Here is a 26,165-nt window from a genome sequence, read left to right on the forward strand (position 1 = left end):
TATGGCCCTCATCAACCTTCCCGAATTCTCCGGCGAGCTTCTGGACGAATTCGCCGCCCGCAAGGCGGAGCGGATAGACACGCCGGTCATCCAGCCGGCCGAACCCTTTCTCGATATCGCCGGCGAGGATCTTCGCAGGCGCATCTTCATGACGGAAAGCGAAACCGGCGCCAGCCTGTGCCTGCGCCCGGAATTCACCATTCCTGTCTGTCTGCGCCATATCGAGAGCGCGACAGGCACGCCGAAGCGTTACTCCTATCTCGGCGAAGTCTTCCGCCAGCGCCGCGATGGCAGCAATGAATTCTATCAGGCCGGCATTGAAGATCTCGGCGATATTAACCTTGCGAGCGCCGATGCCCGCGCGATTGGCGATGCGGTTGGCATCCTGTCCCGCCTGCTGCCCGGCCGGCATCTCTCGGTGACAATAGGCGATCAGGCCGTGTTCGAAGCCGTCGTGCAGGCGCTCGGCCTGCCGCTTGGCTGGCAGAAGCGGCTGGTCCATGCCTTCGGCAACATGATCCAACTGGAGACGCTGCTGGCGCGTCTCGTCAGCCCGCAATTCGTGACCGGCCTTGATGATGATGTCGCCCGGCTTGTCGGTGAGGATGATGAGGCGGCACTGGTTTCCTATATCGACGAGACGATGCAGGCGACCGGCTATTCCACAAACGCCAGCCGCTCGCCGCAGGAGATTGCCCGCCGCCTGAAGGAAAAGCTCGTCCTGTCCGAGACCCGGCTGGATGACGCCGCTTTCCAAGTGCTGGAGCAGTTCCTGGCGCTCAACGTGCCGCTTGTCAATGCATCAGCGGCACTTTCGCATTTCGCCGACGCGGCCGGACTGAAGCTCGGCAATGCGCTGGCGCGTTTCGATGGTCGCGTCGCAGCGATCGCCAATGCCGGCGTCGATCTGTCGCTCATCGAATACCGCGCCGCTTTCGGCCGTCCGCTCGATTATTATACCGGCCTCGTCTTCGAAGTGATGGTTGAAGGCTCCTCCGCGGTTCTGGCCGGCGGCGGCCGCTTTGACAAGCTGATGACCTTCCTTGGCGCCAAGGACCGCATTCCCGCCGTCGGCTTCTCCCTCTGGCTCGACCGTATCGAAACCGAAAGGGCCGCCGCATGACGATCACCATTGCGCTTCCCTCCAAGGGCCGCATGAAGGATGACGCCTCTGCGATCTTCGAGCGTGCCGGCATGAAAATCTACGCAGTCGGCAACGATCGCTCCTATCGCGGCCGTGTCGAAGGTTGGGACGATGTGGAAATCGCCTTCCTCTCGGCCTCGGAAATTTCCCGCGAGCTCGGCAACGGCTCGATCGATTTCGGCGTCACCGGCGAAGACCTCGTGCGCGAGGGACTGGCTGAAGCCGACAAGCGGGTGGAATTCTGCGCCCGCCTCGGCTTCGGCCATGCCGATGTCGTCGTCGCGGTGCCGGAAATCTGGCTGGATGTCGATACGATGGCCGATCTGGTGGATGTCGCTGCCGATTTCCGCGCCCGTCACGGCCGGCGTCTCGCAATCGCCACGAAATACTGGCGCTTGACCCAGCAGTTCTTCTCCAGCCAGCACGGCATCCAGCTCTACCGCATCGTCGAGAGCCTGGGCGCCACAGAAGGCGCGCCGGCCTCCGGCTCGGCCGATATCATCGTCGATATCACCTCGACCGGTTCGACTCTGCGCGCCAATCACCTCAAGGTGCTCTCCGATGGCGTCATCTTGCGCTCGGAAGCCTGCCTGGTGCGTGCCCGCAAGGATACGCATGCCGATACGCCGACGGTGACGGCGATTGCCGAGGCTGTCCGCGCGGTTCTCTGAACCAAATTACTCAACATGCAAAACCCGCCGTCAGCAGACGGCGGGTTTTGCATTTTTGGGAGGAAATGGAATTAGCGGGCGGCGACGGCCTGCAGGCCGCGGCGTGCGTCGATCGAATAGGCACCGGCACCGACGGTGGCGAGCAGGATGTACGCGCCGGCCAGTGTGATGTTCTTCATGACCATGATCTGGTTGAGGATATTCACGAGTTCCGCGCCACTTGCGTAGGGCAGATGGAAGACAACGGCTGTAAATACGCAGAAGCCTGCGAGCATCCAGCCGACGATGCGAACCTGGAAGCCCGTGAGAACCGCAAGGCCGGCCAGCAGTTCGAAGAGGCCTGCAGCATAGGCCAGGAGGGTTGCTGCCGGCAGGCCGGCACCGGCGATCATGCCCGCAGTACCGGCAGCATCGGTTATCTTGCCGAAGCCGGCAAGGATGAACATGAAGGACAGAAGAATGCGGGCGAGAAGGATGAGGGCGTTATTCGTATTCGACATGGACGTTGCTCCGTTGAATGACTTTTGAGGTCTTGATGCCCCGGCACCGTGTTGGACCTCGGATGCCCTCTATCTCGCCTTTTTCTGACGTCAGGGAAAGATAAACGCCAGCGGACAGTTTGTTCACTAATACGAAACGATCGGGTGACTTGCCTTGCGGTGCAGGCGTCTTCTATGGTCGCCTCCTCACTATGGAGAACCCCGATGGCAGATCTTTCCGCATTCCCGATCACCAGCCGCTGGCCGGCGAAAAACCCTGATATTATTCAGCTTTATTCCCTTCAGACGCCGAATGGCGTGAAGATCTCTGTGGCGCTGGAGGAGCTCGGTCTGCCCTATGAGGCCCATTATGTCTCCTTCGCAACCACCGATCAGAAGACGGCTGAATTCGTTTCGCTGAACCCGAACGGCCGCATTCCGGCGATCATCGATCCCAACGGCCCGGACGGAAAGCCGATCGGCCTTTTCGAATCTGGAGCCATCCTGCTCTATCTGGCGGAAAAGACCGGCAAGCTGATCCCGGCTGATGCCGCGGGCCGCTATGAAACCATCCAGTGGGTCTTTTTCCAGATGGCCGGCATCGGCCCGATGTTCGGCCAGTTCGGCCATTTCTACAAATTCGCCGCTGACAAGGTCGCCAACAATTCCTATCCGGTGGAGCGCTATCGCGACGAATCCAAGCGCCTGCTCGGCGTGCTGGAAAGCCGCCTGCAGGGGCGCCAGTGGATCATGGGCGACGAGTACACCATCGCCGACATCACCACATTCCCGTGGCTCCGCGGCGCCGACATCTTCTATGGTGGCCGCGAGGTGCTGGAATATGCGAAATTCCCTGCCGTCATGGATTGGCTGCAGCGCTGCATCGCCCGACCGGCGAGCGAGAAGGGCCTCAACATTCCGGTGAAGCCCGCCTGACGGTCTTCGGATTGAAACAGAAAAGGCCGGTCGCGAGACCGGCCTTTTTTCTTGTGTCCATGCAGGCAGATTACTGCCGGCTGGCGATCTGGCTGGTACCTTCCAGCTTGAAGCGCGGGAAGATGAAAACGCCGACCATGCTGCCGCTGTATTTTTCCTCCAGCCCATTGGATTCGCCCATGCAAAAGAGCGGCTGACGGAAACCGTTCGGCATCATGATGGTCGTCGAGAAACAGAAGGATGAGGAAAGCGTCGCCGCCTGCTCGAAGAGCTGCAGGACGTGGTTGCGATCCCTGGTGTTATAGCAGCGCACCAGGCTCAACAGGCCGCATTCCTGCGCCGAGAGACCGTGCAGCATCGCGCTCCATTCTCCGAGCCTGATCACGCCTGTCGAAAAATCTCCGATCCAGCTTTCGGACACGGAAAACTGCGCCAACATTTCGTGATTATGATTGTTGTAGTCCAGCGAGCCAGGCATCAAGGGTGCGGCAGCATTGGCTTTGGCGATCTTAAACAAGGCGTTCCCCAATTCGGGTGCGGCTGCCCCGCCGCACACTCGGCAAACACAAAGAAACAGGATCACGTAGCGGCAGGCATCATGCCTGTGCTTGATCTCGCGGCAACAGTTGCTCGGCGGCACCTCAGATGGTCGCCGCACGAATGCCTTCCGCAAGATTTACTCTCGTATGTTCGCGGAGACCTTCGAAGCCCGAATGTTCACGCATTGGCCTTTGGCGTGCTCCGGTCTCGTCTGCAGCGAGTATTCTTCCGGACTGAACGTCAATTGCAGCGCGGATTTATAGGAGCTTTTGCGCAAACGGCAACGGCTTTTTCCGGGCGTTAGGCTGGCGTTATGACAAGGGTTTTCTGCAGATTTGTGGGTTTCTCACTAATTCTGTGGCTCGAACTCAGCTTTTCGGGCCGTGGAAACGGTTCCACTCGCCGCACAGCATACAATCTTCGTAGGTTATGAGCTTTGCATCCGAATTCTTCGCAATTGAAAAATGTGCCGCGGCGCAAGCTTCGCGAAAGCCTCGATCAAAAAATCACGCTTTCTGCAGCAGATTAAACGTTCAAGCGACTTATTAAACAAGGTGTTCTTCGAATCGCTTGAATAAAAGAAAGGGCGGCTCGAAGACCGCCCTTCCTGAACTGAACCGGATGGCCCAGATGGATGACCAGAGCCTTAAATCATGTCCATACCGCCTGTTCAGCGCGCTTGACGCGCTGAACCATCTTAGATGATGGGCGGTTTCATGAACGATGCTGTGAAAGGCCCTCGGCCTATCACATCATGTCCATACCGCCTGTTCAGCGCGCTTGACGCGCTGAACCATCTTGGATGATGGGCGGTTTTACGGACGACGCTGTGAAAGGCCTTCGGCCTATCACATCATGTCCATACCGCCCATGCCGCCCATGCCGCCCGGCATTGCCGGAGCGTCCTTCTTCGGCAGCTCGGCGATCATGGCTTCCGTGGTGATCAGCAGCGAAGCAACCGAAGCCGCGTTCTGCAGAGCCGTACGGACAACCTTGACCGGGTCGACGATGCCGAGCTGGATCAGGTCGCCATATTCGCCGGTCTGGGCGTTGTAGCCGTAGTTGTCTTCGTTCTTGTCGAGGATCTTGCCGACAACGATCGAAGCTTCGTCGCCTGCGTTTTCAGCGATCTGGCGAACCAGAGCCTGGAGAGCGCGGCGAACGATGTTGATACCAGCTTCCTGGTCGTCGTTTTCGCCCTTGGCCTTGATCTTTGTGGAAGAGCGCAGCAGAGCGACGCCGCCGCCCGGTACGATACCTTCCTGAACAGCAGCGCGCGTCGCGTTAAGGGCGTCGTCGATGCGGTCCTTCTTTTCCTTCACTTCGACTTCCGTCGAACCGCCGACGCGGATGACGGCAACACCGCCAGCGAGCTTGGCAAGACGTTCCTGCAGCTTTTCACGGTCGTAGTCGGAGGTGGTTTCTTCGATCTGGGCCTTGATCTGGGCAACACGGCCTTCGATGTCGGACTTGGCGCCAGCGCCGTCGACGATCGTGGTGTTTTCCTTGGAGATCGAAACCTTCTTGGTGCGGCCGAGCATGTCGAGGGTAACAGACTCGAGCTTGATGCCGAGGTCTTCGGAGATGACAGTGCCGCCCGTGAGGATAGCGATGTCTTCCAGCATGGCCTTGCGGCGGTCGCCGAAGCCCGGAGCCTTGACAGCAGCAATCTTCAGGCCGCCACGCAGCTTGTTGACGACGAGGGTCGCAAGAGCTTCGCCTTCGACGTCTTCAGCGATGATGAGGAGCGGCTTGCCGGTTTGAACGACAGCTTCGAGAACCGGGAGCATGGACTGCAGGTTCGAGAGCTTCTTTTCGTGCAGGAGGATGAAGGCGTCTTCGAGATCAGCAACCATCTTTTCCGGGTTGGTGACGAAGTAGGGGCTCAGGTAGCCGCGGTCGAACTGCATGCCTTCGACGACTTCGAGTTCGGTTTCAGCGGTCTTGGCTTCTTCGACGGTGATAACGCCTTCGTTGCCGACCTTCTGCATTGCTTCAGCAATGTCGAGACCGATCTGCTTTTCGCCGTTTGCGGAGATCGTGCCGACCTGGGCAACTTCTTCCGACGTGTTGATCTTCTTGGCCTTGGCCTGGAGATCCTTGACGACTTCAGCAACAGCGAGGTCGATACCGCGCTTCAGGTCCATCGGGTTCATACCGGCAGCAACTGCCTTTGCGCCTTCGCGAACGATGGCCTGTGCGAGAACCGTTGCAGTCGTGGTGCCGTCGCCGGCGACGTCGTTGGTCTTCGAAGCAACTTCGCGGACCATCTGGGCGCCCATGTTTTCGAACTTGTCTTCGAGTTCGATTTCCTTGGCGACCGAAACACCGTCCTTGGTGATGCGCGGAGCGCCGAAGGACTTGTCGATAACGACGTTGCGGCCCTTGGGACCGAGGGTGACCTTCACTGCGTCAGCGAGGACATCGACGCCACGCAGCATCTTTTCGCGCGCGCCGCGGCCGAATTTTACTTCTTTAGCTGCCATTTTGAGAACTCCTGAAAAGGGGTGTCAACGATATCGGGTAAAAGGCGAACGGCTGGATCAGCCGATGATGCCCATGATGTCGGCTTCCTTCATGATGAGAAGGTCTTCGCCGTTGATCTTGACTTCGGTGCCCGACCACTTGCCGAACAGAACGCGGTCGCCAGCCTTGACGTCGAGTGCTACGACCTTGCCGGATTCGTCACGGGCGCCGGAGCCGACAGCGACGATTTCGCCTTCCTGCGGCTTTTCCTTGGCGGTGTCCGGGATGATGATGCCGCCCTTGGTCTTCTCTTCGGATTCAACGCGACGGACGACGACGCGATCGTGAAGCGGGCGGAAATTGGTGCTTGCCATTGTCTAATCCCTCGATCAAATGACATTCGCGGACCGGGGTGGCCCACAAGGTGGATGTTAGCACTCAACTCCTGTGAGTGCTAGCGCCGTGCATTTAGGGATGGCTCCTGAAGGAGTCAAGAAGAGCCTTCACGGATTTTTGTGCCGGAATTGTGAAGACAGGCGGGATTTGTCCGGCGTGGTTACCGAGCTTTGCTCACGTCCAGCTTTTGAGCCTCCGGCGTTCTTGGCCTGATATAGAAAATGCCTTGCCATTGAAGCCCGCCTTTGCAATGTCACCGGTGACTGTAAGCGAAGCAGGATAGTGGAATGGCAAAGCGGATTGCGAATTTCTCCGAGATCACCGATCGATATGACGCGGTGTTCTGCGATGTCTGGGGTGTCGTGCATAACGGCGTCGATCCGTTTCCGAAGGCTGGTGAGGCGCTGCAGGCGGCCCGCGCCGCAGGTCTGGCCGTCGTTCTCATCACCAATTCGCCGCGCGTTTCCTGGCAGGTCGTCGAGCAGTTGCGCCAGATCGGCGTGCCCGACGGCGCTTATGACCGCATCGTCACCTCGGGCGATGTCACGCGGGCATTGATCGCCGAAGGTCCACGCGAGGTCTTCCTGCTTGGTCCCGAGCGCGACAGCCCGATCCTCGAAGGCCTCGATATCGAGCGCGCTGCCGCCGGCGAAGCCACCTCGGTCGTCTGCACTGGCTTCTTCGATGACGAGACGCAGACGCCCGAGGACTACACGGACATGCTGTTGGAGTTCAAATCCCGCAACGTGCCGATGATCTGCGCCAATCCCGATCTAGTGGTCGAGCGCGGCCACCGCATCATTCCCTGCGCCGGCGCCATGGCCGCCTATTATGAGCAGCTCGGCGGCTCCACCCGCATCGCCGGCAAGCCGCATCGGCCGATCTATGAGGCAACCCTTGCCGCTGCCCGCGAGGTCCGCGGTGATTTCCCCATCGACCGTGTGCTGGCGATCGGCGACGGCATGCCGACGGATGTTCGTGGCGCCTTGAATTATGGGCTCGACCTTCTCTACATCAGCGGCGGCATCCACGCGAAGGAATATACGTTGAACGGCGAGACCGACGAGGCGATCCTCAACGCCTATCTCGAACGGGAAAAAGCCGCACCCAAGTGGTGGATGCCGCGCCTCGCATAAGAGAAAACAAATCGATGACCGTGTTCCACCGCAATGAAACCCGCGATCCGCTACCCGAGCATCTGAAAGGCGGCGTCATCGCCATCGGCAATTTCGACGGCGTTCATCGCGGCCATCAATCGGTGCTGAACCGGGCACTCGATATCGCACGGGAGCGCGGCATACCCGCCCTGGTGCTGACCTTCGAGCCGCATCCGCGCACCGTTTTCAAGCCGGATGCGCCGGTCTTCCGCCTGACGCCGGCGCCCTTCAAGGCACGCATCCTGGAGGAGCTGGGCTTCAACGCGGTCATCGAATATCCTTTCGACTACGAATTCTCGCAGCGCTCGGCGGATGATTTCATCCATTCCATCCTGAAGGACTGGCTCGGCGCCTCCGAAGTTGTGACCGGGTTCGACTTCCATTTCGGCCGCGGCCGGGAAGGTGGACCTGCCTTCCTGATGGATGCCGGCAACAAATATGGTTTCGGCGTCACTCTGATCGACGCATTCCGCGACGAGAACACGGATGTCGTCTCATCGAGCCATGTCCGTGCGCTGCTGAAGGAAGGCGATGTCTCCTCCGTCGCCGCCATGCTCGGCTATCACTATACGGTGCAGGCGAAGGTGATCGATGGCGAGAAGCTCGGCCGCCAGCTCGGCTTCCCGACCGCCAATATGCAGCTGCCGCCGGAGGCGGAACTCGCAGCCGGCATTTACGCCGTTCGTTTCCGCCTCGAAAACGGCAGGCTGTATGATGCGGTGGCAAGCTACGGCCGGCGCCCGACGGTGACGGAAAACGGCGTGCCGTTGCTCGAAACCTATCTCTTCGATTTCAGCGGCGATCTCTACGGCCAGACTTGTTCGGTCTCCTTCTTCGGCTATCTGCGCCCTGAACTGAAGTTCGATGGGCTCGATCCGCTCGTCGCGCAGATCAAGCGCGACGAGGAGGAGGCGAGGGCGCTTCTCGAAGGTGTGAGACCGCTCGGCGAGCTCGACCGGAAGCTCTGTTTCGACTGAGCAATTCCAGCAAAAGCGCTTGAGCGTTTTGCGTCCGGAATTGCGTAAAAACAAAGAAACGCTCAGGACAGATTGAGCGCAGGCTGCGCCTTCTGCCGCGGCAACGGCGGGAAGGCGAGCGCGATTGCCGCCGCACCGAGCCCGACCAGGGCGGAGCCGATGAAGAGCCAAGAATAATCGGCATAGGTATCGTAGATCCAGCCGCCGACCAGCGGGCCGAAGGCCATGCCGATGCTGGAGAGCATTGTCGCGGCCCCGAACACCGTGCCGATGATGCGCGGGCCGAAATATTCACGCGCCAGTACGGCATAGAGCGGCATCACCCCGCCATAGGCGCTGCCGAAGATGACGGCGAGCGCGTAGAATTCCCCAAGCTTGCTGATGGCGAGGTAGGTGGCAAGGGCTGCCGCCTGCACCAGCAGGCCTGCGATGATGACTGGCTTGACGCCGATCCGGTCCGCCAGCGTGCCGTAAAGCAGGCGCCCGCCGAGGCCGGCGAGACCCTCGACACTGTAGATGCTGACAGCAGCCATCGGTGCAACGCCGCAGAGTGTGGCGTAGCTCACCATATGGAAGATCGGCCCGGAATGAGCCGCACAGCAGGCGAAGAAGGTAAGCCCAAGCACGATGAACTGCGGCGAGCGGAACACCTTCCAGAGATCAGGGCCGCTGCCTTCGGCTGAAAGGGTGACGTCATGTGCATCGACAGGCGGCGACGGCCGGCGGCGCACGAGAAGGGCGGCCGGGATCATCAGGATGAGAGCGCCGATGCCGATGATCATCATCGCCGGGCGCCATTCATATGATGTGATGAGCCAGCGCGCGAAGGGCGAGATCGTCATCGGCGCAACGCCCATACCGGCCGAAACCAGGGAGACGGCAAGGCCGCGGTTCTCGTCGAACCACTCCGTCGTTGCGGCGATCATCGGTGCGAAAAAGGCGCTGGCCGAGAGACCGACGAGCACGCCATAGGTCAGCTGGAACTGCAGAAGCGTTTCCGCGCGGCTGGCAAGCATCAGCGCCAACCCAAGGATGACGGAGCCGATCAGCACGACCGGGCGCGGTCCGTATCGGTCGCTGGCAGCGCCCCAGAAGAAGCCGCCTATGCCCATGACGATGAAATTCAGCGTCATGGCGCTGGCGATGCCGGCATGCGACCAGCCGGTCGCGGTTGCGATCGGCTGCTGGAAAATGGCGAGAGAAAACATGGCGCCGAGGGCAACGCACGTCATCAGTGCGCCGGCCGCGACGATAACCCAACGATAGGAACTGCTCATATCCACATCACTCCTTGCGGGCGGGTTTGATCGGCATGATGAATTTCCCATGCCTGCGAGTCAAAGACGTTCGGGCGATCGGGAATTCGACAGGCGCTTTGGATTTTTGTATTAGGAGCAACAAAATCGCAGCCATGGCATGTTGCGGGCGTTTGCCGACTCGTCGCTGGCAGGCGCCCTTCGTGAAGCCGAGGGACTGAAATCCCTCTTCCTTTTCCGCTTAAAAGCGCCTATGAACCGGCGCGATGAGTAAATTCCGGCTGGCGCATTCGATACGAATTATCGGCCCGGTCTTCCGCGCGCGCTGAGCGGCCGGAAGGTCCGGGTTTTCGGCGCTTGGATTGAACGAGCGCTCTCCGTCACCACAGATTTCACGTCCGCGCGCCCTGTCCGGGCCGCCAGAAACGATTGTCACACATGACCGACACAGCCGAAAAGATCGATTACTCGAAGACCCTCTATCTGCCTGAGACGGATTTCCCGATGCGCGCCGGCCTGCCGCAGAAGGAGCCGGAGCTCGTTGCCCGCTGGCAGCAGATGGATCTCTACAAGAAGCTGCGTGCTTCCGCCGCCGGCCGCGAAAAATTCGTCCTTCACGATGGCCCTCCCTATGCCAACGGCAATATCCATATCGGCCACGCGCTGAACAAGATCCTCAAGGACGTCATCACCCGCTCCTTCCAGATGCGCGGCTATGACTCCAACTATGTTCCCGGCTGGGATTGCCACGGCCTGCCGATCGAATGGAAGATCGAGGAAGAGAACTACCGCGCCAAGGGCAAGGCCAAGCCTGACCTGACCGAGCCGTCGGCGATGATCGAATTCCGCCGCGAATGCCGTGCCTATGCCGAAAAATGGATCGCCATCCAGGGCGGCGAATTCCAGCGTCTCGGCATCGTCGGCGACTTCGAAAACCCGTATCTGACGATGAACTTCCACGCCGAAAGCCGCATCGCCGGCGAACTCCTGAAGATCGCCAGGAGCGGCCAGCTCTATCGCGGCTCCAAGCCGATCATGTGGTCGGTCGTCGAACGCACCGCGCTGGCGGAAGCCGAAGTCGAATATCACGACTATGAGAGCGACACGATCTGGGTGAAATTTCCGGTCGCAAAGGGCTCTGGTGGCCTCAAGGATGCCTTCGTCGTCATCTGGACCACCACGCCCTGGACGATCCCCGGTAACCGGGCGATCGCCTATTCGTCGCGCGTGGCATATGGCCTTTACGAAGTGACAGCCGCCGAGAACGATTTCGGCCCGCGCCCGGGCGAAAAGCTTGTGTTCGCCGACAAGCTCGCCGAAGAATCCTTCGCCAAGGCAAAACTGCAGTACAAGCGCCTCTCTGACGTCAGCGCTGCCGATCTCGCCAGCATCACCTGTGCCCATCCGCTCAAGGGTGTCGGCGGTGGCTATGAATTCACTGTGCCGCTGCTCGATGGCGACCACGTCACCGACGATGCCGGTACTGGCTTCGTGCACACTGCACCCAGCCATGGCCGCGAAGACTTTGATGCCTGGATGTCAGCTGCCCGCTCACTTGAGGCGCGGGGTATCGACACCAAGATCCCGTTCCCGGTTGACGATGGCGGCTTCTACACGGCTGACGCACCCGGCTTCGAAGGCGCGCGCGTGATCGACGACAACGGCAAGAAGGGCGATGCCAACGACCGCGTCATCAAGGCGCTGATCGAACGTAATGCGCTCTTTGCCCGTGGCCGCCTGAAGCATCAGTATCCGCATTCCTGGCGCTCCAAGAAGCCTGTCATCTTCCGCAACACGCCACAGTGGTTCGTCTATATGGACAAGACGCTGGCGGACGGCACGACGCTGCGCACCCGGGCGCTGAAGGCGATCGACGACACCCGCTTCGTGCCCGCCGCCGGCCAGAACCGCCTGCGCGCCATGATCGAACAGCGCCCGGACTGGGTTCTGTCCCGTCAGCGCGCCTGGGGCGTGCCGATCTGCGTCTTCGTCGACGAGCAGGGCCAGGTGCTGCAGGACGATGCCGTCAACCAGCGTATCCTTGATGCTTTCGATGCCGAAGGTGCCGATGCCTGGTTTGCCGAAGGCGCCAAGGAGCGTTTCCTCGGCAACGAGCATGACCCGGCCAAGTGGTCGCAGGTCATGGACATCCTCGATGTCTGGTTCGACTCGGGCTCCACGCACACTTTCACGCTGGAAGACCGCCCCGACCTGAAGTGGCCGGCCGATCTTTATCTTGAGGGTTCCGACCAGCATCGCGGCTGGTTCCATTCATCGCTGCTGGAATCGGCTGCGACGCGTGGCCGTGCGCCTTATAACGCCGTCCTCACCCATGGTTTCACCATGGACGAGAAGGGCGAGAAGATGTCGAAGTCGAAGGGCAACGTCACCTCGCCGCAGGAAGTGATGAAGGATGCCGGTGCCGATATTCTTCGCCTCTGGGTTATGACCTCGGACTACGCGGACGATCTGCGCGTCGGCAAGACGATCATCCAGACCAATGTCGATGCCTATCGCAAGCTGCGCAACACGATCCGCTGGATGCTCGGAACGCTTGCCCACGACAAGGGCGAGGTCATCACGCTCGCCGATTTGCCGGAGCTGGAGCAGCTGATGCTGCACCGCCTCTCCGAACTCGATCAGCTCGTGCGCGAAAACTACGACGCCTTCGACTTCAAGAAGATCGCCCGTGCGCTCATCGACTTCGCCAATGTCGAGCTCTCGGCCTTCTACTTCGACATCCGCAAGGATGCGCTCTACTGCGATGCGCCCTCCAGCCTTCGCCGCCGCTCGGCGCTCTATGTCATCCGTATGATCTTCGATTGCATGGTGACCTGGCTTGCACCGATGCTGCCCTTCACGACCGAAGAGGCTTGGCTCTCGCGTAACCCGTCGGCCGTCTCGGTACACCTGGAGCAGTTCGCCCCGGTTGCCGGGGAATGGCGCAACGATGCGCTGGCCGAAAAGTGGAAGAAGATCCGCGCGATCCGCGGTGTCGTGACCGGTGCGCTCGAAATCGAGCGCAAGGACAAGCGCATCGGCTCGTCGCTGGAAGCTGCTCCCGTCGTCTACGTTGCCGATGCGGAACTTCTCAAGGCGCTCGAAGGGCAGGATTTCAGCGAAGTCTGCATCACCTCGGGTATCGCAGTCGAGGCGAGCGCCGGCCCGGCTGACGCGTTCCGTCTGCCGGAGGTGCCTGAAGTCGCTGTCGTTCCGAAGCTTGCCGAAGGCGTAAAATGTGCCCGTTCCTGGCGCATCACCACCGATGTCGGTTCCGATCCTGATTATCCCGACGTTTCGGCGCGTGACGCTGCAGCACTTCGCGAACTCGGCATCCGTGCCTGAAGATATTTGCCGGGTGAATTGCCTTTATGGCGTTCATCCGGTAAAAGCTGCCTGAAAATGGCCGGATTTTTGCGTCAGGGGGACGATTGTCCGGTGGGCAGTACTGATTCCGGCATGCGGGAAGGGTTTTCATGTTAGCGACGCATTGGTTCCGTTTGGGCGCCTGCCTGTCTCTTGTTCTGGCGGCAAGCTCCACGATGTCCGGCTGCGCCAGCAGCCCGACCTACGGCACCGACAAGACCGCCATGGAACAGCTTGCCGACGATCTCGGCCAGTCCGTTTCGCTGACCGGTCCGGGTCCCAAGAATACCGGCGTGAAATACACCCCGCGCCCGACGCTGGTCATGCCCGCGCAAGACCAGAAGGAAACCCTCGTTCAGCCGCAGCAGACGGTGGCCAACAAGGACAATCCCCAGTGGGTTGAATCGCCGGAAGAAGCCCGTAAGCGCCTCGTCAAGGAAGCCGACGAGAATTCGGACAATCCGAGCTATCGTTCGCCGCTCGCAAGTTCCGCCATCGAAGGCGGTCGCCAGACGACCGAAGCCCAGACCAAGGCCTATCGCGAAGCCCGCGCCCTGCAGAAGGGTGCCTATATCGACCAGCGCCGCTACATTTCCGATCCGCCGACCGAATATCGCGCCGTGGATGATCCGGCAAAGCTCGACGACCTCGGTACACCGGAGCAGAAGAAGGCGAAGCAGCGTAAGAAGGATGCAGCGGTCGCAAACAGCGGCACCAAGTGGTGGCAGATCCTTCAGTAAGACTTTAGCGGCGTCGCGTCGATCAACTGCGTCGCGTCAGCATAGCGGCAGTCCTCGCAACCGGCACGACTATGTGCCTCTTCTCTCCGAAAAGAATGCCCTCAGCATGTCTGCCGATTCCGTCTCGTTGAAGCCGGAATAGACGTCCGGCGCGTGATGGCAGGTCGGCTGTGCATAGAAGCGCACGCCATTGTCTACCGCACCGCCCTTCGGGTCTTCTGCCCCGTAATAGAGCCTGCGGATGCGGGCGAAGGAAATGGCGGCCGCACACATGGTGCAGGGTTCCAAGGTGACATAGAGATCGGCGCCGGCAAGCCGCTCCTGGCCGAGCTTGTCCGAGGCCATGCGGATGACGGCGATCTCGGCATGGGCGGTGACGTCGTTGAGCTCCCGCGTACGGTTTCCGGAGGCAGCGACCACGGCACCATCGACGACGAGGACGGCGCCGATCGGCACTTCGCCGCGCTCTCCGGCGGTGCGTGCTTCTTCAAGTGCCATCTCCATAAATCGATTTGTCTTCACGTTCGCAAGAATTTCCACTTAACCGCAGGTGCATGACCTGATAGACAGGCCGGAAAAGGCAGGCAAACAACAAATGACACCCAAAGACAAGCCAAAACGCCCAGGCACCAAGGCTCCCCCGCGCGAAGCCCGGTCAAAAAGCGGCCCGAAGACCGGCGGCGAGAAGCCGTTCAAGGCTGCGGTCGGGAAAGCCGCTGCGAACGAAGCGGATGGCGACAGCAAGGCGGAACGCATCTCCAAGGTGATGGCACGCGCCGGCGTCGCCTCCCGTCGCGATATCGAACGCATGATCATGGACGGTCGCGTCACGCTGAACGGCAAGCTCCTGGACACGCCCGTCGTCAACGTAACGCTCGAAGACAAGATCGAGGTCGATGGCGTGCCGATCCGCGGCATCGAGCGCACGCGCCTCTGGCTCTATCATAAGCCGCCGGGCCTCGTGACGACGAATTCCGATCCCGAGGGGCGCCCGACCGTCTTCGACAATCTGCCGGAAGAGCTTCCGCGCGTCATGTCGATCGGCCGTCTCGACATCAATACCGAAGGCCTGCTGCTGCTCACCAATGATGGCGGTCTCGCCCGAGCGCTGGAACTGCCGACCACCGGCTGGCTGCGCCGCTACCGCGTGCGTGCGCATGGCGATATCGATCAGGATGCACTGGACAAGCTGAAAGAGGGCATTGCTGTCGACGGCGTCCTCTATGGCTCCATCGAAGCGACGCTCGACCGCACGCAAGGGGCCAACGTCTGGATCACCATGGGTCTGCGCGAAGGCAAGAACCGCGAAATCAAGAACGTGCTCGGCGCGCTTGGTCTCGAGGTCAACCGTCTAATCCGCATTTCCTACGGCCCCTTTCAGCTCGGTGAACTGCCCGAGGGGCATGTCATCGAGGTGCGCGGCCGTACGCTGCGCGACCAGCTCGGTCCGCGCCTCATCGAAGATGCCAAGGCGAATTTCGATGCGCCGCTCTATAATGCGCCTGCCGTTGCCGCCGAAGAGGCTGAGGAACCGGCGACGCCCGAGCGCCGCGAACGTCCGCGTCGCGACGAAGACAAGCGCGAACGTGCGCTGAGCCGCCTCGACACCAAGCGCGACGACCGCCGGGATGACCGTAAGAACGATCGTCGGGACAATCGCCGCGCAGACGACCGCCATGGCGATGAAGATCGTCCGAAGCGCCCGGCTCTCGGTAGCCGGCGTAACGCCAATGTGTGGATGGCGCCTGGCGCTCGCCCGCTCGGCGAGAAGGCTGCGGCCAAGGCTGCAAAGAACGCCCAGACCGCGCGCCGTCGCGGTGAAACGGCTCCGGTGAAGGAGCCCCGCTTCGATCGCGCAGCCGATCGGCCGCGTGCGCAGATCAATCGCGTCCACGAAGAGGATGGCGAGTGGATCCGCTCCAGCGAGACGCCTCGCAAGCGCGACGAGGATGAGGGTTTCGACCGCAAGCGTTCTTTTGGCGACAAGCCGCGTTCCTTCCGCGATCGTCCGCGCGAGGAAGGCGGTGAACGTTCTCCCCGCCCAGCCAGAAGCTTCGGCGGCGAAGGCCGCTCCGATCGTCCGCGTGGCGACAGACCCTTCGGCGATAAGCCTCGCGGCGAACGTCGTCCGCGCACGGAAGGCGAAGAGGGTTCTCGTCCTTTCCGTAGCCGCTCGCATGATGAAGGCAGCGAACGTTCTTCCCGTCGAGCCAGAAGCTTCGGCGGCGAAGGCCGCTCCGATCGTCCGCGTGGCGACAAGCCTTTCGGCGACAAGCCGCGTGGCGAACGTCGTCCACGGACCGAGGGAGAGGAGCGTCCGCGTTCCTTCCGTGATCGTCCGCGTGAGGAAGGTGGCGAACGCTCTCAGCGTCCGGCGAGGAGCTTTGGCGGCGAAGGCCGCTCCGAGCGCTCGCGCAGCGACAAGCCATTCGGGGATAAGCCCCGTGGCGCAAAGAGTTCCTCCGGCAAGCCGAAGGGCGATCGGCCGAGTGGCGGCAAGCCTTCCGGCGGGCCGTCCAGAGGTGGTGCGAAAGGCAAGGGAATGACGCGCGGTGCGGATCGTCGGCGGTGAGTTTCGCGGACGGCCGCTTGCCGTACCAAAATCCAACGACATCCGGCCGACTGCGGACCGGACGCGTGAGAGTCTGTTCAACATTCTGAGCCATGCCTATCCGGAATGCATCGATGGCACCCGGATTCTCGACCTTTTCGCCGGCACCGGGGCTGTCGGCCTCGAAGCCGTCTCGCGCGGCTGTGGCCATGCGCTGTTCGTCGAAAACAGCGTGGAGGGCAGGGCGCTTCTCTGGGAAAACATCGATGCGCTCGGTCTGCACGGCCGTACGCGTATCCTGCGTCGTGATGCGACCGATCTCGGCAGTGTCGGCAATCTCGAACCTTTTGACATGCTTTTCGCCGACCCGCCCTATGGCAAGGGTCTGGGCGAGAAGGCGCTTACGGCTGCTGCCGACGGTGGCTGGCTGAAGCCTGGCGCGATCGTCGTTCTGGAAGAACGTGCGGAGGTTGCCGTTTCGGTGCATCCCTCCTATGTTTTCCTCGAAAGCCGAATATTCGGCGACACCAGAGTGCATTTCTTCCGGTATCAGCCGCAGTAGCCGGCGCGTTGGGAGCAGATCGTGCCGCAGGCGGAAATCATCAGTCCGAAATCGCCTGCGATCAGCGATCTCCCGACGGTGGCCGTCGCCTTCGGCGGCGGCGGTGCCCGCGGCCTCTCGCATATCCACATCATCGAAACGCTGGATGAACTCGGCATTCGCCCGGTGGCGATATCCGGCTCATCCATCGGCGCCATCATGGGATCCGGTATGGCGGCCGGCATGTCCGGCGCGGAAATTCGCGAACATGCGCTGGCGACAGTGGGCAACAAGGCTGCCGTCGTCAGCCGCATCTGGGGGCTGCGCCCGACGACCGTGCGCGATGCCGTGGCCAAGGGCATTCGCATCGGCCAGTTCAATCTCGAACGCATTCTGAAGGCTTTCCTGCCGTCGGAACTTCCCCAGAAATTCGAGGATCTCCTGGTGCCGATGAAGGTGATCACCACGGATTATTACGGTCAGGCCGAGGTGATAATCGAGCATGGCCAGCTCTTTCCCGCACTCGCCGCATCATCGGCCATTCCCGCCGTCTTCATGCCGGTCAGACTGCACGGCCGGGTGATGATCGATGGCGGCATCGCCAATCCCGTGCCTTACGAATGCCTGATGGATCTTGCCGATATCGTCATCGGCATCGATGTCGTCGGCGCACCCGAAGGCGACGGCACCCATATCCCGAACCGCATGGAAAGCATCTTCGGCTCGGGACAACTGATGATGCAGGCGGCGATTTCCCTGAAACTGAAGCTCCTACGGCCGCACATCTTCCTGCGTCCCACGGTGGGCCGCACCGGTGTCATGGATTTCCTGAAGGCGCGCGACGTGCTCGCTATGTCCGTCGGTGTGAAGGACGAATTGAAATATGCCCTCGATCGGGAAATCGAAGCGCGGCTGAAGCGCTAGTTCGGGATGTCGCGCTGAAGTTTAGGCATCGGCCGTCACGTCTGATCTGTTTGCCAGCGGATCGCTGTCGAAAGGATCCGGCGTACGCTTCGGCTTGACCAGCGGTTCCGGCTTGATCGGCGTTGAAAATAAGAGATCTTGTCCCGCCTGCAACCCCTCGGAGACCTGCAGCACCAGCCGCGCCTCGTCGCGCTTGCGGATGTCCTCGCCGATCTCATAGGCATCGACTTCGGCAACGCCAAGCGCTTCCAGCGTGCGCCGGCCGAACAGCAGGCCGGATTCGAGCGTTTCGCGCAGCTCATAATCGACGCCCTTGTTGCGCAGTTCGATGGAGTGAATGCGATCATAGGAACGAACGAAGAGTGTCGTGTGGGGATAATCGGCCTGCACCAGCTCGACCACTTTGTCGGTAATCTCTTTCTTCTGGGTGCAGACGAGCACGATCTTCGCCCTATCGATACCCGCCGAGCGCAGCACGTCCTTGCGGGTGCCATCGCCAAAATAGATGCGGAAACCAAAGGACGATGCCTGCCGGATACGGTCGGCGGAAAAATCGATGACGGTGACGCTGCGGCCGCCGGCGAGCAGGATCTGTGCGGCGATCTGGCCGAAACGTGAGAAGCCGACCATCAGCACATCCGCACCGGCTCCCTCAAAATCCTCGTCCAGTTCCTCGTGCTCGTCTCCCGTCAGCATCCGCTTGGAGAGGGCAGACCCCAGGGGCGTCAGCGCCATGGAAAGGGTGACGATCGCAACAAGCAGTGAGGCGGTGCTGCTTGGCATCAAGCCGCTGACGGCCGCCGCGGTAAAGAGGACGAAGCCGAATTCGCCGCCCTGCGGCAGCAGGAAGGCGATGCGTATGCCATCATCATGCGAGGAGCGCGCCAGGCGGCAGAGCGCATAGATGATCAGCGCCTTCACGGCCATGATAACAGGCACGGCGATGATGATGAACAGCGCGTTGTCGACGAGTACCGGGAGTTCGAGCGACAGGCCGACGGCAATGAAGAAGATAGCGAGCAGCACGCCACGGAAGGGTTCGATATCGGCTTCCAGTTCGTGGCGATAGGAGGATTCCGCCAGCATGACGCCGGAGAGGAAGGCGCCCATCGCCATTGAAAGCCCGGCAAGCTGCATCAGGCTCGCTGATCCCATGACGACGAAAAGCGCTGCTGCGATCATCGCCTCGCGTGCGCCGGTGCGGGCGATGATCTGGAAGAGCGGTGTCAGCAGGTATCTTCCCATGACGATCATCCCGGCGACGGCTGCAACCGAGATGCCGAAGTCCACAAGCGGACTGCCGCTGCCCTTGTCACTGTCGAGAATGGTGACGACAGCCAGAAGCGGCACGATCGCAAGATCCTGGAACAGCAGCATGGAGAAGGAGCGCTGCCCGTAGCGGGTGTTCACGTCGCCATCGCCTTCGAGGATCTGCATGGCGAAGGCCGTGGAGGAAAGTGCCAGCCCGAAGCCGGCGACGATGCTGCCGCGCCATTCGAGCACGCCGGAGGCCCAGGCAAGTGCCGTCAACGCCAGACCTGTCACCACCACCTGCGCCGTACCGAGACCGAAGATGTCGCGGCGCATCTGCCAGAGGCGCGATGGTTTCAGCTCAAGCCCGATGATGAAGAGCAGGAAGACGACGCCGAGTTCTGCGACATTGAGGATCTGTTCGCCATCGGTGATGCCGTGAAAGATCGGCCCGATGACGATGCCCGCCGCCAGATAACCGAGAACCGTACCGAGCCCGAGCTTCTTGAAAATCGGTGCGGCAACGACCGCGCCGCCGAGCAGCAGGATCATTTCGGTGAAAAGCGCGTTGGGTGCGGACATGCTTCATTTCTTTCGGGTGGCGGGGCAAGCAGGCAGCCAGGAAAAGAATCGGCATCCACGGCCTTGATGCTTTCGGGAGTGCACAATAAATGGAACTGGAAGGAAAGGCCAAATCATGTCCTCTGAAATCGATTCCTCGACACTTCTTTCCCGTGCAAGTCAACTGATCGATCTGGCGAAAAAGGCAGGTGCCGACGCTGCCGACGCCGTCGTCGTCCGCTCGCGTGCGCAATCGGTCAGCGTTCGCTTAGGCAAGGTCGAAGGAACCGAGTCTTCCGAAAGCGACGACTTTTCGCTCCGTGTCTTCGTTGGCAAGCGAGTAGCAAGCGTTTCCGCCAATCCGGGCTTCGACCTGCAGGCGCTGGCCGAACGCGCCGTCGCCATGGCCAAGGTTTCGCCGGAAGATCCGTTCGCCTGCCTCGCCGATGAGAACCGGCTGGCAAAAACCTATCCCGATCTGCAGCTTCTCGACACGACCGAAGTCAGCGCCGATCAGTTGCGGGAGGCGGCTCTTGCTGCCGAAGCCGCAGCGCTTGCGGTAAAAGGCATCACTAACTCGTCCGGCGCCGGCGCTTCGGCTGGCATGGGCGGGCTCGTGCTCGCCACCTCGCATGGCTTCGAAGGCAGCTATATGGCTTCGCGCTTCGGCAACTCCGTCAGCGTGATCGCCGGTGAGGGCACCGGCATGGAACGCGACTACGATTTCGACAGCCGCCTCTATTATTCCGAACTGGACGATCCCGCCGAAATTGGCCGCCGGGCCGGCGAGCGCGCCATCAAACGCGTCAATCCCAGGCAGGTGCCGACCGGCAAGGGCGTCACCGTCATCTTTGATCCCCGCATTGCCCGTGGTTTCGTCGGCCATATCGCCGGCGCCATCAACGGAGCGTCCGTTGCCCGCAAGACGAGTTTTCTGCGTGACAAGATGGGTGAGCAGGTTCTGAAGACCGGCCTGTCGATCACGGACGATCCGCTGATCGTGCGTGGCCCGTCCTCGCGTCCCTTCGACGGCGAAGGCGTTTCCGGAGAGCGGCTCGTGATGATCGAAGACGGCGTGCTCAAGCACTGGTTCCTGTCCACTTCCACCGCAAATGAAATCGGCGGTTTCGAAACCAACGGCCGCGGCGTGCGCGGCGGCACCTCGGTTACACCCGCCTCCACCAATCTGGCGCTGGAGCCTGGCGACATCTCGCCCGAAGAATTGATCCGCAGCGTTGGCAACGGCTTCTACGTAACCGAGTTGATCGGCCAGGGCGTCAACATGATAACCGGCGAATATAGCCGAGGCGCGACTGGTTTCTGGATCGAGAATGGCGAACTCACCTTCCCGGTATCGGAGGTGACGATCGCATCGAACCTCAAGGACATGTTCATGCGGCTGACGCTCGCCAACGACATCGACCGCAAGTTCGGTGTGGCGGCTCCGACCTTCGCCATTGAAGGCATGACGCTTGCCGGCCGCTGACGAACGGATCGACGCGATGAGCGACACGGACAACCGTTGGCAGAGCGATCTTGCACTGATCGCCGATGTTGCAAAACAGGCGGGCGCCGTCGCACTTGGTTTCTTCAACAAATCACCGGAAGTCTGGTGGAAGAACGAGGAACGCTCGCCCGTCAGCGCCGCCGATTTTGCCGCCAATGAAACGCTCGAAACCATCCTGCGCGGGGCGCGGCCGGACTATGGTTGGCTGTCGGAAGAGACCGACGACGATGCCGGCCGCCTGCAATATGAGACACTGTTCATCGTCGATCCGATCGATGGCACAAGGGCATTTCTGGCCGGCAAGGATCTCTGGTGCGTGAGCGTGGGCATCGTCCATCGCGGCCGTCCCGTTGCCGGCGTGCTCTATGCACCTGCACTGGACGAACTCTACGAGGCTGTGGAAGCTGGTCCGGCGCTGAAAAACGGCAAGCCGATCGCTGTTTCCATGCGCGGTGAAGGCGATATCAGCCAGCTTGCCGTCAGCGAGGAACTGTTCAAGATCCTGCCGGCAGCGGTCCGCGAGCGCAGTGAGCGCGTCAAACATATCCCTTCGCTTGCCTACCGTATCGCCATGGTAGCCGATGGACGTCTGGACGCGACATTTGTCGGGCGCAACGCGCACGACTGGGATATTGCCGCTGCCGATCTCATTCTGGATCGCGCCGGTGGCCGCCTTGTCGATCTCTTGGGTCGTGAGGCAACCTATAATAGAGAAAAAATCAGCCACGACGCTCTTTGTGCCGCGCCAACAACCCGTCTCCAGGAATATCTGGACTTCCTCACTCAGCTAAGAGACGGTTGACGTTTTCGTCAAAATCCCTCAGATGAGGGGCCGGAGGAGAATAGGCAGAAAAGAGAATAAAAATGACGGACTCCGGCGGTAAAAAGCAGCTCCTGCACCTCGTATTCGGTGGCGAACTCGAAAACCTCGAAGGTATCCAGTTTCGGGATCTCAAGGATCTCGATATTGTCGGTATTTTCCCCGATTATGCTACGGCACTGACGGCCTGGAAGGGCAAGGCGCAACAGACGGTCGACAATGCGCATATGCGATATTTCATCGTCCACATGCATCGTCTGCTCGACCCGCAGGATACGACTGGGAGCAAGTGAGCCTCGTAGCAATCTTTTGGCCATCCGCTGACCACAGCGGAGGCCTTTGCGTATCGGTTCCTCGCCGTCGATCGACGCATTCTGGACAAATTAATCGGTCATTGCGGCCGCAACGATAATTAGGGAATTGGATTGATGTCGATCTGCATGGATCGGAGGTCTGCCGAATGAGCTCCCGGATGGCGCGGATCGGTCTGAACGCGTACCGTCTGGCGGGAACTGTGGCGTCGCCGGTCGTCGGCCTCTACATCACCTACCGCACGGCCAAGGGCAAGGAAGACCGTGCCCGCCGGCTGGAACGGTTCGGCTATGCGAGCGCCAACCGGCCGCAAGGCCCGCTCGTCTGGTTCCATGCCGCAAGCGTAGGCGAAACCACTGCCGTCATTCCCCTGATCCGTGAGATTCGCCGCCGTGACATCAACGTCATCCTGACAACCGGCACCATCACCTCGGCAAAGCTTGCCGCCGAACGTCTCGGCAACGAAGCGATCCATCAATATGTGCCGCTCGACCTGAAGCCCGCCGTCGGTCGTTTCCTCGATTACTGGCAGCCGGATTGTGCCATCATCGCCGAGTCCGAGATCTGGCCCGCGACGGTGCTGGAACTCGGCCGTCGCCGCATTCCGCAGATCCTCGTCAATGCCCGCATGTCGGATCGTTCCTTCGCCCGCTGGCGCCGCCGTCCGGCGATTGCCGAGGCGCTGTTCGAAAATCTGGCGCTCGTGATTGCCCAGTCGGATGTCGATGCCGAACGTTTCCGCGATCTCGGCGCCGTACCGGTCATCACCTCCGGCAATCTCAAGGTCGATACGGACGCGCCGCCCTATGACAGCGCTGTCTTCGCCCGCTACAAGAAGCAGATCGGTGACCGCAAGACATGGGCGGCGATCTCCACCTTCGACGGCGAGGAGAATGCTGCCGGAGTCGTTCATCGGGCGCTCCGCGACCGCGACAGGCAATTGACGATCATCGTGCCGCGCCATCCCGAGCGCGGTGACGAGATCGAGGCTGCTCTCGTCAAGCAGGGACTGAAGGTCGCCCGCCGTACGCGCGATGATGTACTTTCTCCCGATGTCGATATCTTCCTCGGCGATACGATCGGCGAGATGGGCCTTTATCTGCGGCTGACGGAAGTCGCCTTCGTCGGCCGCTCGCTTTTTGCCGAAGGCGGCCAGAACCCGCTGGAGCCGGCCATGCTCGGCTGCGCCATCCTTTCGGGCGGCAACGTGCAGAACTTCCGTGAGGCCTATCAGAAGCTCGCCCGCAGCGGCAGCGCCCGCATGGTGCGCGATACCGAGATGCTGGCGAAGGGCGTGCACTATCTGCTGACCAACGACGAGGCGCGGGGCAATATGATCCAGGCTGGCATTGCCACCGTGCATGAAATGCGTGGCGCGCTCACCGCCACCCTGAAGGGACTGGAGCCCTACATCAATCCGCTGACGGTCAAGGCGCGCCTGCTGCCGAAGGCCGTGGCGCAGGCCTGAGGAGCGATCATGTCGGCAGGGGTGAAGATCAAGGGCATCCTCTTCGACAAGGACGGTACGCTGCTCGATTATGACGAAAGCTGGCTGCCGGTGAACCGCGAGCTGGCCCGCATCGCCGCCGAAGGCGACACAGCTCTGGCCGACCACCTGCTTGCCGCATGCGGAATGGATCCCGTGACGGGTCATATCGTTCCCGACAGCCTGCTTGCCGCAGGCAATACCCGTCAGATCGCCGAAGGCCTCGTCGCTGCCGGCTCGAAGGTCGAGGTCATCGAGCTGACGATCAAGCTCGACGATCTCTTTGCCAATGCCGCCGAATTCTCCGTGCCGGTCACCGATCTCTCGGTCTTCTTCGGCCGCCTGCACAAACGCGGTTTCAAGCTCGGCATCGCCTCCAGCGACAACGAACGCTCGATTCGCCAGACGGCCCAGCGCTTCGGTATTTCCGAATATGTTGATTACATCGCCGGTTATGACAGTGGTTTCGGCAGCAAACCGGAGCCCGGCATGGTGCTCGGTTTCTGCGCTGCGACCGGCCTGTCGCCGGAAGAGGTCGCCATGGTCGGCGACAACAACCACGATCTCCATATGGGCAGGAATGCGAAAGCGGGCCTGACGATCGCGGTTCTGACAGGCACCGGCTCGCGTGAATCCCTGTCTGGTGCAGCCGATCATGTCTTCGACGACATCACCGGCATCGAGGCCCTGCTGTCGGATCTTCAGCTGGCCTGACGCGCAAAGACTTGCATTTTCATGCGTTTTGGCTTTTCAATCCGCCCGGTCGATTTTGGAGGACCCTGTCATGAAGGGCGGGGCAAGGGAAACAGGACGGCATCATGATATCCGAAGCGCCGCCTTTCTGGTGGAGGCGGGCAGGTTGGCAAGCTTGGGTTCTATCGCCCCTTTCTTTCCTCTATGGCCGCGTGGCGGGTTACCGCATGGTCCATGCGCGCCGCGCCTCGGTTCCGATCCCCATCATCTGCGTCGGTAATTTCACCGTCGGCGGCGCTGGCAAGACTCCGACCGCGATTGCGATTGCCCGTGCCGCGAAGGCCAAGGGTCTGAAGCCCGGTTTCCTGAGCCGCGGCCATGGCGGCTCCCTTGATGTGACTGTTGTTGTCGATCCCGCACACCATCGCGCCGTCGCCGTCGGCGACGAGCCGCTGCTGCTGGCGCAGGAAGCACTGACCGTGATCTCCCGCCGGCGTGTCGATGGTGCGGTCAGACTGGTCGAGGAAGGCGCCGATTTCATTATCATGGATGATGGCTTCCAGAGTGCGCGCCTCGCGATCGACTATGCACTTCTGGTGATCGATGCGACGCGGGGTCTCGGCAATGGCTATATCGTGCCAAGCGGGCCGGTGCGTGCACCGGTGCGCCTGCAACTGCGCCAGGCGACCGCACTTCTGAAGGTCGGAGATGGCAATGCGGCCGACCGCATCGTCCGTATCGCAGCCCGCGCGGCAAAGCCCTATTTCACGGCTGCTCTGAAAGTGCCGGGCGAGAACCATCTCGAAGGCCTGAAGGTGCTCGCTTTTGCCGGCATTGCCGATCCCGAGAAGTTCTTCCGCACCGTACGTTCGCTCGGCGCAACCATCGAGGTCGCAACCTCCTTCGGCGATCACGAGCACCTCAGCGAAGAGGAGATCGACGGTCTCCTGACGACCGCGGACCAGCAGAACCTGACGATCGTTACGACCTCAAAGGACTTCGTGCGCCTTGCAGGTCATCACGGCAAGGCGGAACAACTTGCGGCCCGCTGTTGCGTGGTGGAGGTGGAAATGGCCTTCACGGACCCACTTGCCCCCGACCTCATCATCGACCGGGCTTTCGAGGCCTACCGGGAAAGACGACTGAGAGAGGCGAAGGCGACTTAGCGTTGGGTTGGCAGAACGCCGGCGCGCCGGTCGGCTTCGAGTGCCGAAGCGACGTCGGAATAGGGTTCCTGTCGCGCTACGCTCCAGTAGCGAAGCTCGTCGAGCGGGACCTGCTTGCCGGTGAGCGCGCAGACAACATAAGAGCCGGGTGACAGAATCTGGAAGTCGCCGTCGAGATAACGGATCTTCGCTTCGCGGTTCCCGTGTCCTTCGAACAAGTTCATG

The 26,165-nt window shown here is 61.1% G+C and carries 24 protein-coding genes; 16 read left to right on the top strand and 8 right to left on the bottom strand.

Annotation, left to right across the window (positions count from 1 at the left end; all coding sequences use genetic code 11):
• Position 1: 1 nt before the first annotated feature.
• Both KQ933_RS02000 and hisG read left to right on the top strand, forming a co-directional pair.
• Positions 2-1,123 carry an ATP phosphoribosyltransferase regulatory subunit gene (locus KQ933_RS02000; RefSeq protein ID WP_216757148.1) on the top strand — a complete coding sequence of 374 codons (1,122 nt, stop codon included), beginning with the start codon at positions 2-4 and terminating at the stop codon, positions 1,121-1,123.
• Positions 1,120-1,815, top strand: a complete 696-nt coding sequence (gene hisG / locus KQ933_RS02005; RefSeq protein ID WP_216757149.1) for an ATP phosphoribosyltransferase — start codon at positions 1,120-1,122, stop codon at positions 1,813-1,815. Before KQ933_RS02000 ends, hisG begins: the two co-directional genes overlap by 4 nt.
• A gap of 71 nt (positions 1,816-1,886) precedes the next feature.
• Here hisG and KQ933_RS02010 read toward each other — a convergent pair whose 3' ends face one another.
• The gene (locus KQ933_RS02010; RefSeq protein WP_216757150.1) at positions 1,887-2,315 is read right to left on the bottom strand and encodes a DoxX family protein; all 429 of its coding nucleotides are present in this window, start codon (positions 2,313-2,315) and stop codon (positions 1,887-1,889) included.
• 204 nt (positions 2,316-2,519) lie between these two features.
• On the opposite strand from KQ933_RS02010, the gene KQ933_RS02015 reads away from it, so the two are divergent.
• A complete protein-coding gene (locus KQ933_RS02015) occupies positions 2,520-3,230 on the top strand; it encodes a glutathione binding-like protein (protein WP_216757151.1) in 711 nt (236 codons plus the stop codon).
• A gap of 70 nt (positions 3,231-3,300) precedes the next feature.
• On the opposite strand, the gene KQ933_RS02020 is transcribed toward KQ933_RS02015, so the two are convergent.
• The 3 genes from KQ933_RS02020 to groES all read right to left on the bottom strand — a co-directional run bounded on the left by KQ933_RS02020 (position 3,301) and on the right by groES (position 6,610).
• Positions 3,301-3,747 (bottom strand): hypothetical protein, encoded by a 447-nt coding sequence (locus tag KQ933_RS02020; RefSeq protein WP_216757152.1) that lies wholly within the window; start codon positions 3,745-3,747, stop codon positions 3,301-3,303.
• An 871-nt stretch (positions 3,748-4,618) separates the two neighbouring features.
• The gene (gene groL / locus KQ933_RS02025) at positions 4,619-6,256 is read right to left on the bottom strand and encodes a chaperonin GroEL (RefSeq protein WP_216757153.1); all 1,638 of its coding nucleotides are present in this window, start codon (positions 6,254-6,256) and stop codon (positions 4,619-4,621) included.
• Positions 6,257-6,313: 57 nt separating this feature from the next.
• Positions 6,314-6,610 (bottom strand): co-chaperone GroES, encoded by a 297-nt coding sequence (gene groES / locus KQ933_RS02030; RefSeq protein WP_004675403.1) that lies wholly within the window; start codon positions 6,608-6,610, stop codon positions 6,314-6,316.
• Between the two features lie 309 nt (positions 6,611-6,919).
• On the opposite strand from groES, the gene KQ933_RS02035 reads away from it, so the two are divergent.
• The gene (locus tag KQ933_RS02035; RefSeq protein WP_216757154.1) at positions 6,920-7,768 is read left to right on the top strand and encodes a TIGR01459 family HAD-type hydrolase; all 849 of its coding nucleotides are present in this window, start codon (positions 6,920-6,922) and stop codon (positions 7,766-7,768) included.
• A gap of 14 nt (positions 7,769-7,782) precedes the next feature.
• Complete coding sequence (locus KQ933_RS02040; RefSeq protein ID WP_216757155.1) at positions 7,783-8,766, top strand: bifunctional riboflavin kinase/FAD synthetase; 984 nt, start codon at positions 7,783-7,785, stop codon at positions 8,764-8,766.
• A 62-nt stretch (positions 8,767-8,828) separates the two neighbouring features.
• On the opposite strand, the gene KQ933_RS02045 is transcribed toward KQ933_RS02040, so the two are convergent.
• Positions 8,829-10,043 carry an MFS transporter gene (locus tag KQ933_RS02045; protein WP_216757156.1) on the bottom strand — a complete coding sequence of 405 codons (1,215 nt, stop codon included), beginning with the start codon at positions 10,041-10,043 and terminating at the stop codon, positions 8,829-8,831.
• A gap of 417 nt (positions 10,044-10,460) precedes the next feature.
• Between KQ933_RS02045 and ileS the strand changes: the two genes are divergently transcribed.
• Positions 10,461-13,367: an isoleucine--tRNA ligase gene (gene ileS / locus KQ933_RS02050; protein WP_216757157.1), complete on the top strand. Its 2,907-nt coding sequence runs from the start codon at positions 10,461-10,463 to the stop codon at positions 13,365-13,367.
• Positions 13,368-13,498: 131 nt separating this feature from the next.
• Entirely contained in the window at positions 13,499-14,128 is a 630-nt protein-coding gene (locus KQ933_RS02055; RefSeq protein ID WP_216757158.1) for a hypothetical protein, read from the top strand.
• A 69-nt stretch (positions 14,129-14,197) separates the two neighbouring features.
• On the opposite strand, the gene KQ933_RS02060 is transcribed toward KQ933_RS02055, so the two are convergent.
• A complete protein-coding gene (locus KQ933_RS02060; RefSeq protein ID WP_216758807.1) occupies positions 14,198-14,632 on the bottom strand; it encodes a nucleoside deaminase in 435 nt (144 codons plus the stop codon).
• Positions 14,633-14,723: 91 nt separating this feature from the next.
• Between KQ933_RS02060 and KQ933_RS02065 the strand changes: the two genes are divergently transcribed.
• Genes KQ933_RS02065 through KQ933_RS02075 form a run of 3 tightly spaced genes read left to right on the top strand, consistent with a single transcriptional unit; the run spans position 14,724 to position 18,144 of the window.
• Positions 14,724-16,700 carry a pseudouridine synthase gene (locus tag KQ933_RS02065; protein ID WP_216757159.1) on the top strand — a complete coding sequence of 659 codons (1,977 nt, stop codon included), beginning with the start codon at positions 14,724-14,726 and terminating at the stop codon, positions 16,698-16,700.
• Entirely contained in the window at positions 16,681-17,241 is a 561-nt protein-coding gene (rsmD, locus tag KQ933_RS02070; protein WP_216757160.1) for a 16S rRNA (guanine(966)-N(2))-methyltransferase RsmD, read from the top strand. The genes KQ933_RS02065 and rsmD overlap by 20 nt, the downstream gene beginning before the upstream one ends.
• A gap of 21 nt (positions 17,242-17,262) precedes the next feature.
• Positions 17,263-18,144 carry a patatin-like phospholipase family protein gene (locus tag KQ933_RS02075; protein WP_216757161.1) on the top strand — a complete coding sequence of 294 codons (882 nt, stop codon included), beginning with the start codon at positions 17,263-17,265 and terminating at the stop codon, positions 18,142-18,144.
• Positions 18,145-18,165: 21 nt separating this feature from the next.
• On the opposite strand, the gene KQ933_RS02080 is transcribed toward KQ933_RS02075, so the two are convergent.
• Positions 18,166-19,977: a monovalent cation:proton antiporter-2 (CPA2) family protein gene (locus KQ933_RS02080; protein ID WP_216757162.1), complete on the bottom strand. Its 1,812-nt coding sequence runs from the start codon at positions 19,975-19,977 to the stop codon at positions 18,166-18,168.
• A gap of 115 nt (positions 19,978-20,092) precedes the next feature.
• Between KQ933_RS02080 and KQ933_RS02085 the strand changes: the two genes are divergently transcribed.
• The 6 genes from KQ933_RS02085 (at position 20,093) to lpxK (ending at position 25,940) form a co-directional block, all read left to right on the top strand.
• Positions 20,093-21,442, top strand: coding sequence for a TldD/PmbA family protein (locus tag KQ933_RS02085; RefSeq protein WP_216757163.1), 1,350 nt, complete (start codon positions 20,093-20,095; stop codon positions 21,440-21,442).
• Between the two features lie 16 nt (positions 21,443-21,458).
• Positions 21,459-22,265 carry a 3'(2'),5'-bisphosphate nucleotidase CysQ gene (locus tag KQ933_RS02090; RefSeq protein WP_216757164.1) on the top strand — a complete coding sequence of 269 codons (807 nt, stop codon included), beginning with the start codon at positions 21,459-21,461 and terminating at the stop codon, positions 22,263-22,265.
• 62 nt (positions 22,266-22,327) lie between these two features.
• Positions 22,328-22,576: a DUF4170 domain-containing protein gene (locus KQ933_RS02095; protein WP_183729006.1), complete on the top strand. Its 249-nt coding sequence runs from the start codon at positions 22,328-22,330 to the stop codon at positions 22,574-22,576.
• Positions 22,577-22,743: 167 nt separating this feature from the next.
• On the top strand, positions 22,744-24,063 hold the full coding sequence (gene waaA, locus KQ933_RS02100; protein ID WP_216757165.1) for a lipid IV(A) 3-deoxy-D-manno-octulosonic acid transferase: 1,320 nt from the start codon (positions 22,744-22,746) through the stop codon (positions 24,061-24,063).
• 9 nt (positions 24,064-24,072) lie between these two features.
• Complete coding sequence (locus tag KQ933_RS02105; protein WP_216757166.1) at positions 24,073-24,795, top strand: HAD family hydrolase; 723 nt, start codon at positions 24,073-24,075, stop codon at positions 24,793-24,795.
• A 104-nt stretch (positions 24,796-24,899) separates the two neighbouring features.
• Complete coding sequence (lpxK, locus tag KQ933_RS02110; RefSeq protein ID WP_216757167.1) at positions 24,900-25,940, top strand: tetraacyldisaccharide 4'-kinase; 1,041 nt, start codon at positions 24,900-24,902, stop codon at positions 25,938-25,940.
• On the opposite strand, the gene KQ933_RS02115 is transcribed toward lpxK, so the two are convergent.
• The gene (locus KQ933_RS02115) at positions 25,937-26,164 is read right to left on the bottom strand and encodes a DUF2093 domain-containing protein (RefSeq protein WP_183729018.1); all 228 of its coding nucleotides are present in this window, start codon (positions 26,162-26,164) and stop codon (positions 25,937-25,939) included. The two genes, lpxK and KQ933_RS02115, sit on opposite strands and share 4 nt — an antisense overlap.
• Position 26,165 lies beyond the last annotated feature (1 nt).

This window comes from Rhizobium sp. WYJ-E13 (genome assembly GCF_018987265.1).
Lineage (GTDB): Bacteria > Pseudomonadota > Alphaproteobacteria > Rhizobiales > Rhizobiaceae > Rhizobium.

Coding starts and splice junctions, on each gene's coding strand:
- KQ933_RS02105 (WP_216757166.1), top strand. CDS start 24,073: ATGTCGGCAGGGGTGAAGATCAAGGGCATCCTCTTCGACAAGGACGGT.
- KQ933_RS02080 (WP_216757162.1), bottom strand. CDS start 19,977: ATGTCCGCACCCAACGCGCTTTTCACCGAAATGATCCTGCTGCTCGGC.
- groL (WP_216757153.1), bottom strand. CDS start 6,256: ATGGCAGCTAAAGAAGTAAAATTCGGCCGCGGCGCGCGCGAAAAGATG.
- ileS (WP_216757157.1), top strand. CDS start 10,461: ATGACCGACACAGCCGAAAAGATCGATTACTCGAAGACCCTCTATCTG.
- KQ933_RS02060 (WP_216758807.1), bottom strand. CDS start 14,632: ATGGAGATGGCACTTGAAGAAGCACGCACCGCCGGAGAGCGCGGCGAA.
- KQ933_RS02115 (WP_183729018.1), bottom strand. CDS start 26,164: ATGAACTTGTTCGAAGGACACGGGAACCGCGAAGCGAAGATCCGTTAT.
- KQ933_RS02090 (WP_216757164.1), top strand. CDS start 21,459: ATGAGCGACACGGACAACCGTTGGCAGAGCGATCTTGCACTGATCGCC.
- KQ933_RS02095 (WP_183729006.1), top strand. CDS start 22,328: ATGACGGACTCCGGCGGTAAAAAGCAGCTCCTGCACCTCGTATTCGGT.
- KQ933_RS02085 (WP_216757163.1), top strand. CDS start 20,093: ATGTCCTCTGAAATCGATTCCTCGACACTTCTTTCCCGTGCAAGTCAA.
- KQ933_RS02055 (WP_216757158.1), top strand. CDS start 13,499: ATGTTAGCGACGCATTGGTTCCGTTTGGGCGCCTGCCTGTCTCTTGTT.
- KQ933_RS02040 (WP_216757155.1), top strand. CDS start 7,783: ATGACCGTGTTCCACCGCAATGAAACCCGCGATCCGCTACCCGAGCAT.
- KQ933_RS02045 (WP_216757156.1), bottom strand. CDS start 10,043: ATGAGCAGTTCCTATCGTTGGGTTATCGTCGCGGCCGGCGCACTGATG.
- KQ933_RS02065 (WP_216757159.1), top strand. CDS start 14,724: ATGACACCCAAAGACAAGCCAAAACGCCCAGGCACCAAGGCTCCCCCG.
- groES (WP_004675403.1), bottom strand. CDS start 6,610: ATGGCAAGCACCAATTTCCGCCCGCTTCACGATCGCGTCGTCGTCCGT.
- KQ933_RS02010 (WP_216757150.1), bottom strand. CDS start 2,315: ATGTCGAATACGAATAACGCCCTCATCCTTCTCGCCCGCATTCTTCTG.
- hisG (WP_216757149.1), top strand. CDS start 1,120: ATGACGATCACCATTGCGCTTCCCTCCAAGGGCCGCATGAAGGATGAC.
- waaA (WP_216757165.1), top strand. CDS start 22,744: ATGAGCTCCCGGATGGCGCGGATCGGTCTGAACGCGTACCGTCTGGCG.
- KQ933_RS02035 (WP_216757154.1), top strand. CDS start 6,920: ATGGCAAAGCGGATTGCGAATTTCTCCGAGATCACCGATCGATATGAC.
- KQ933_RS02015 (WP_216757151.1), top strand. CDS start 2,520: ATGGCAGATCTTTCCGCATTCCCGATCACCAGCCGCTGGCCGGCGAAA.
- lpxK (WP_216757167.1), top strand. CDS start 24,900: ATGATATCCGAAGCGCCGCCTTTCTGGTGGAGGCGGGCAGGTTGGCAA.
- KQ933_RS02000 (WP_216757148.1), top strand. CDS start 2: ATGGCCCTCATCAACCTTCCCGAATTCTCCGGCGAGCTTCTGGACGAA.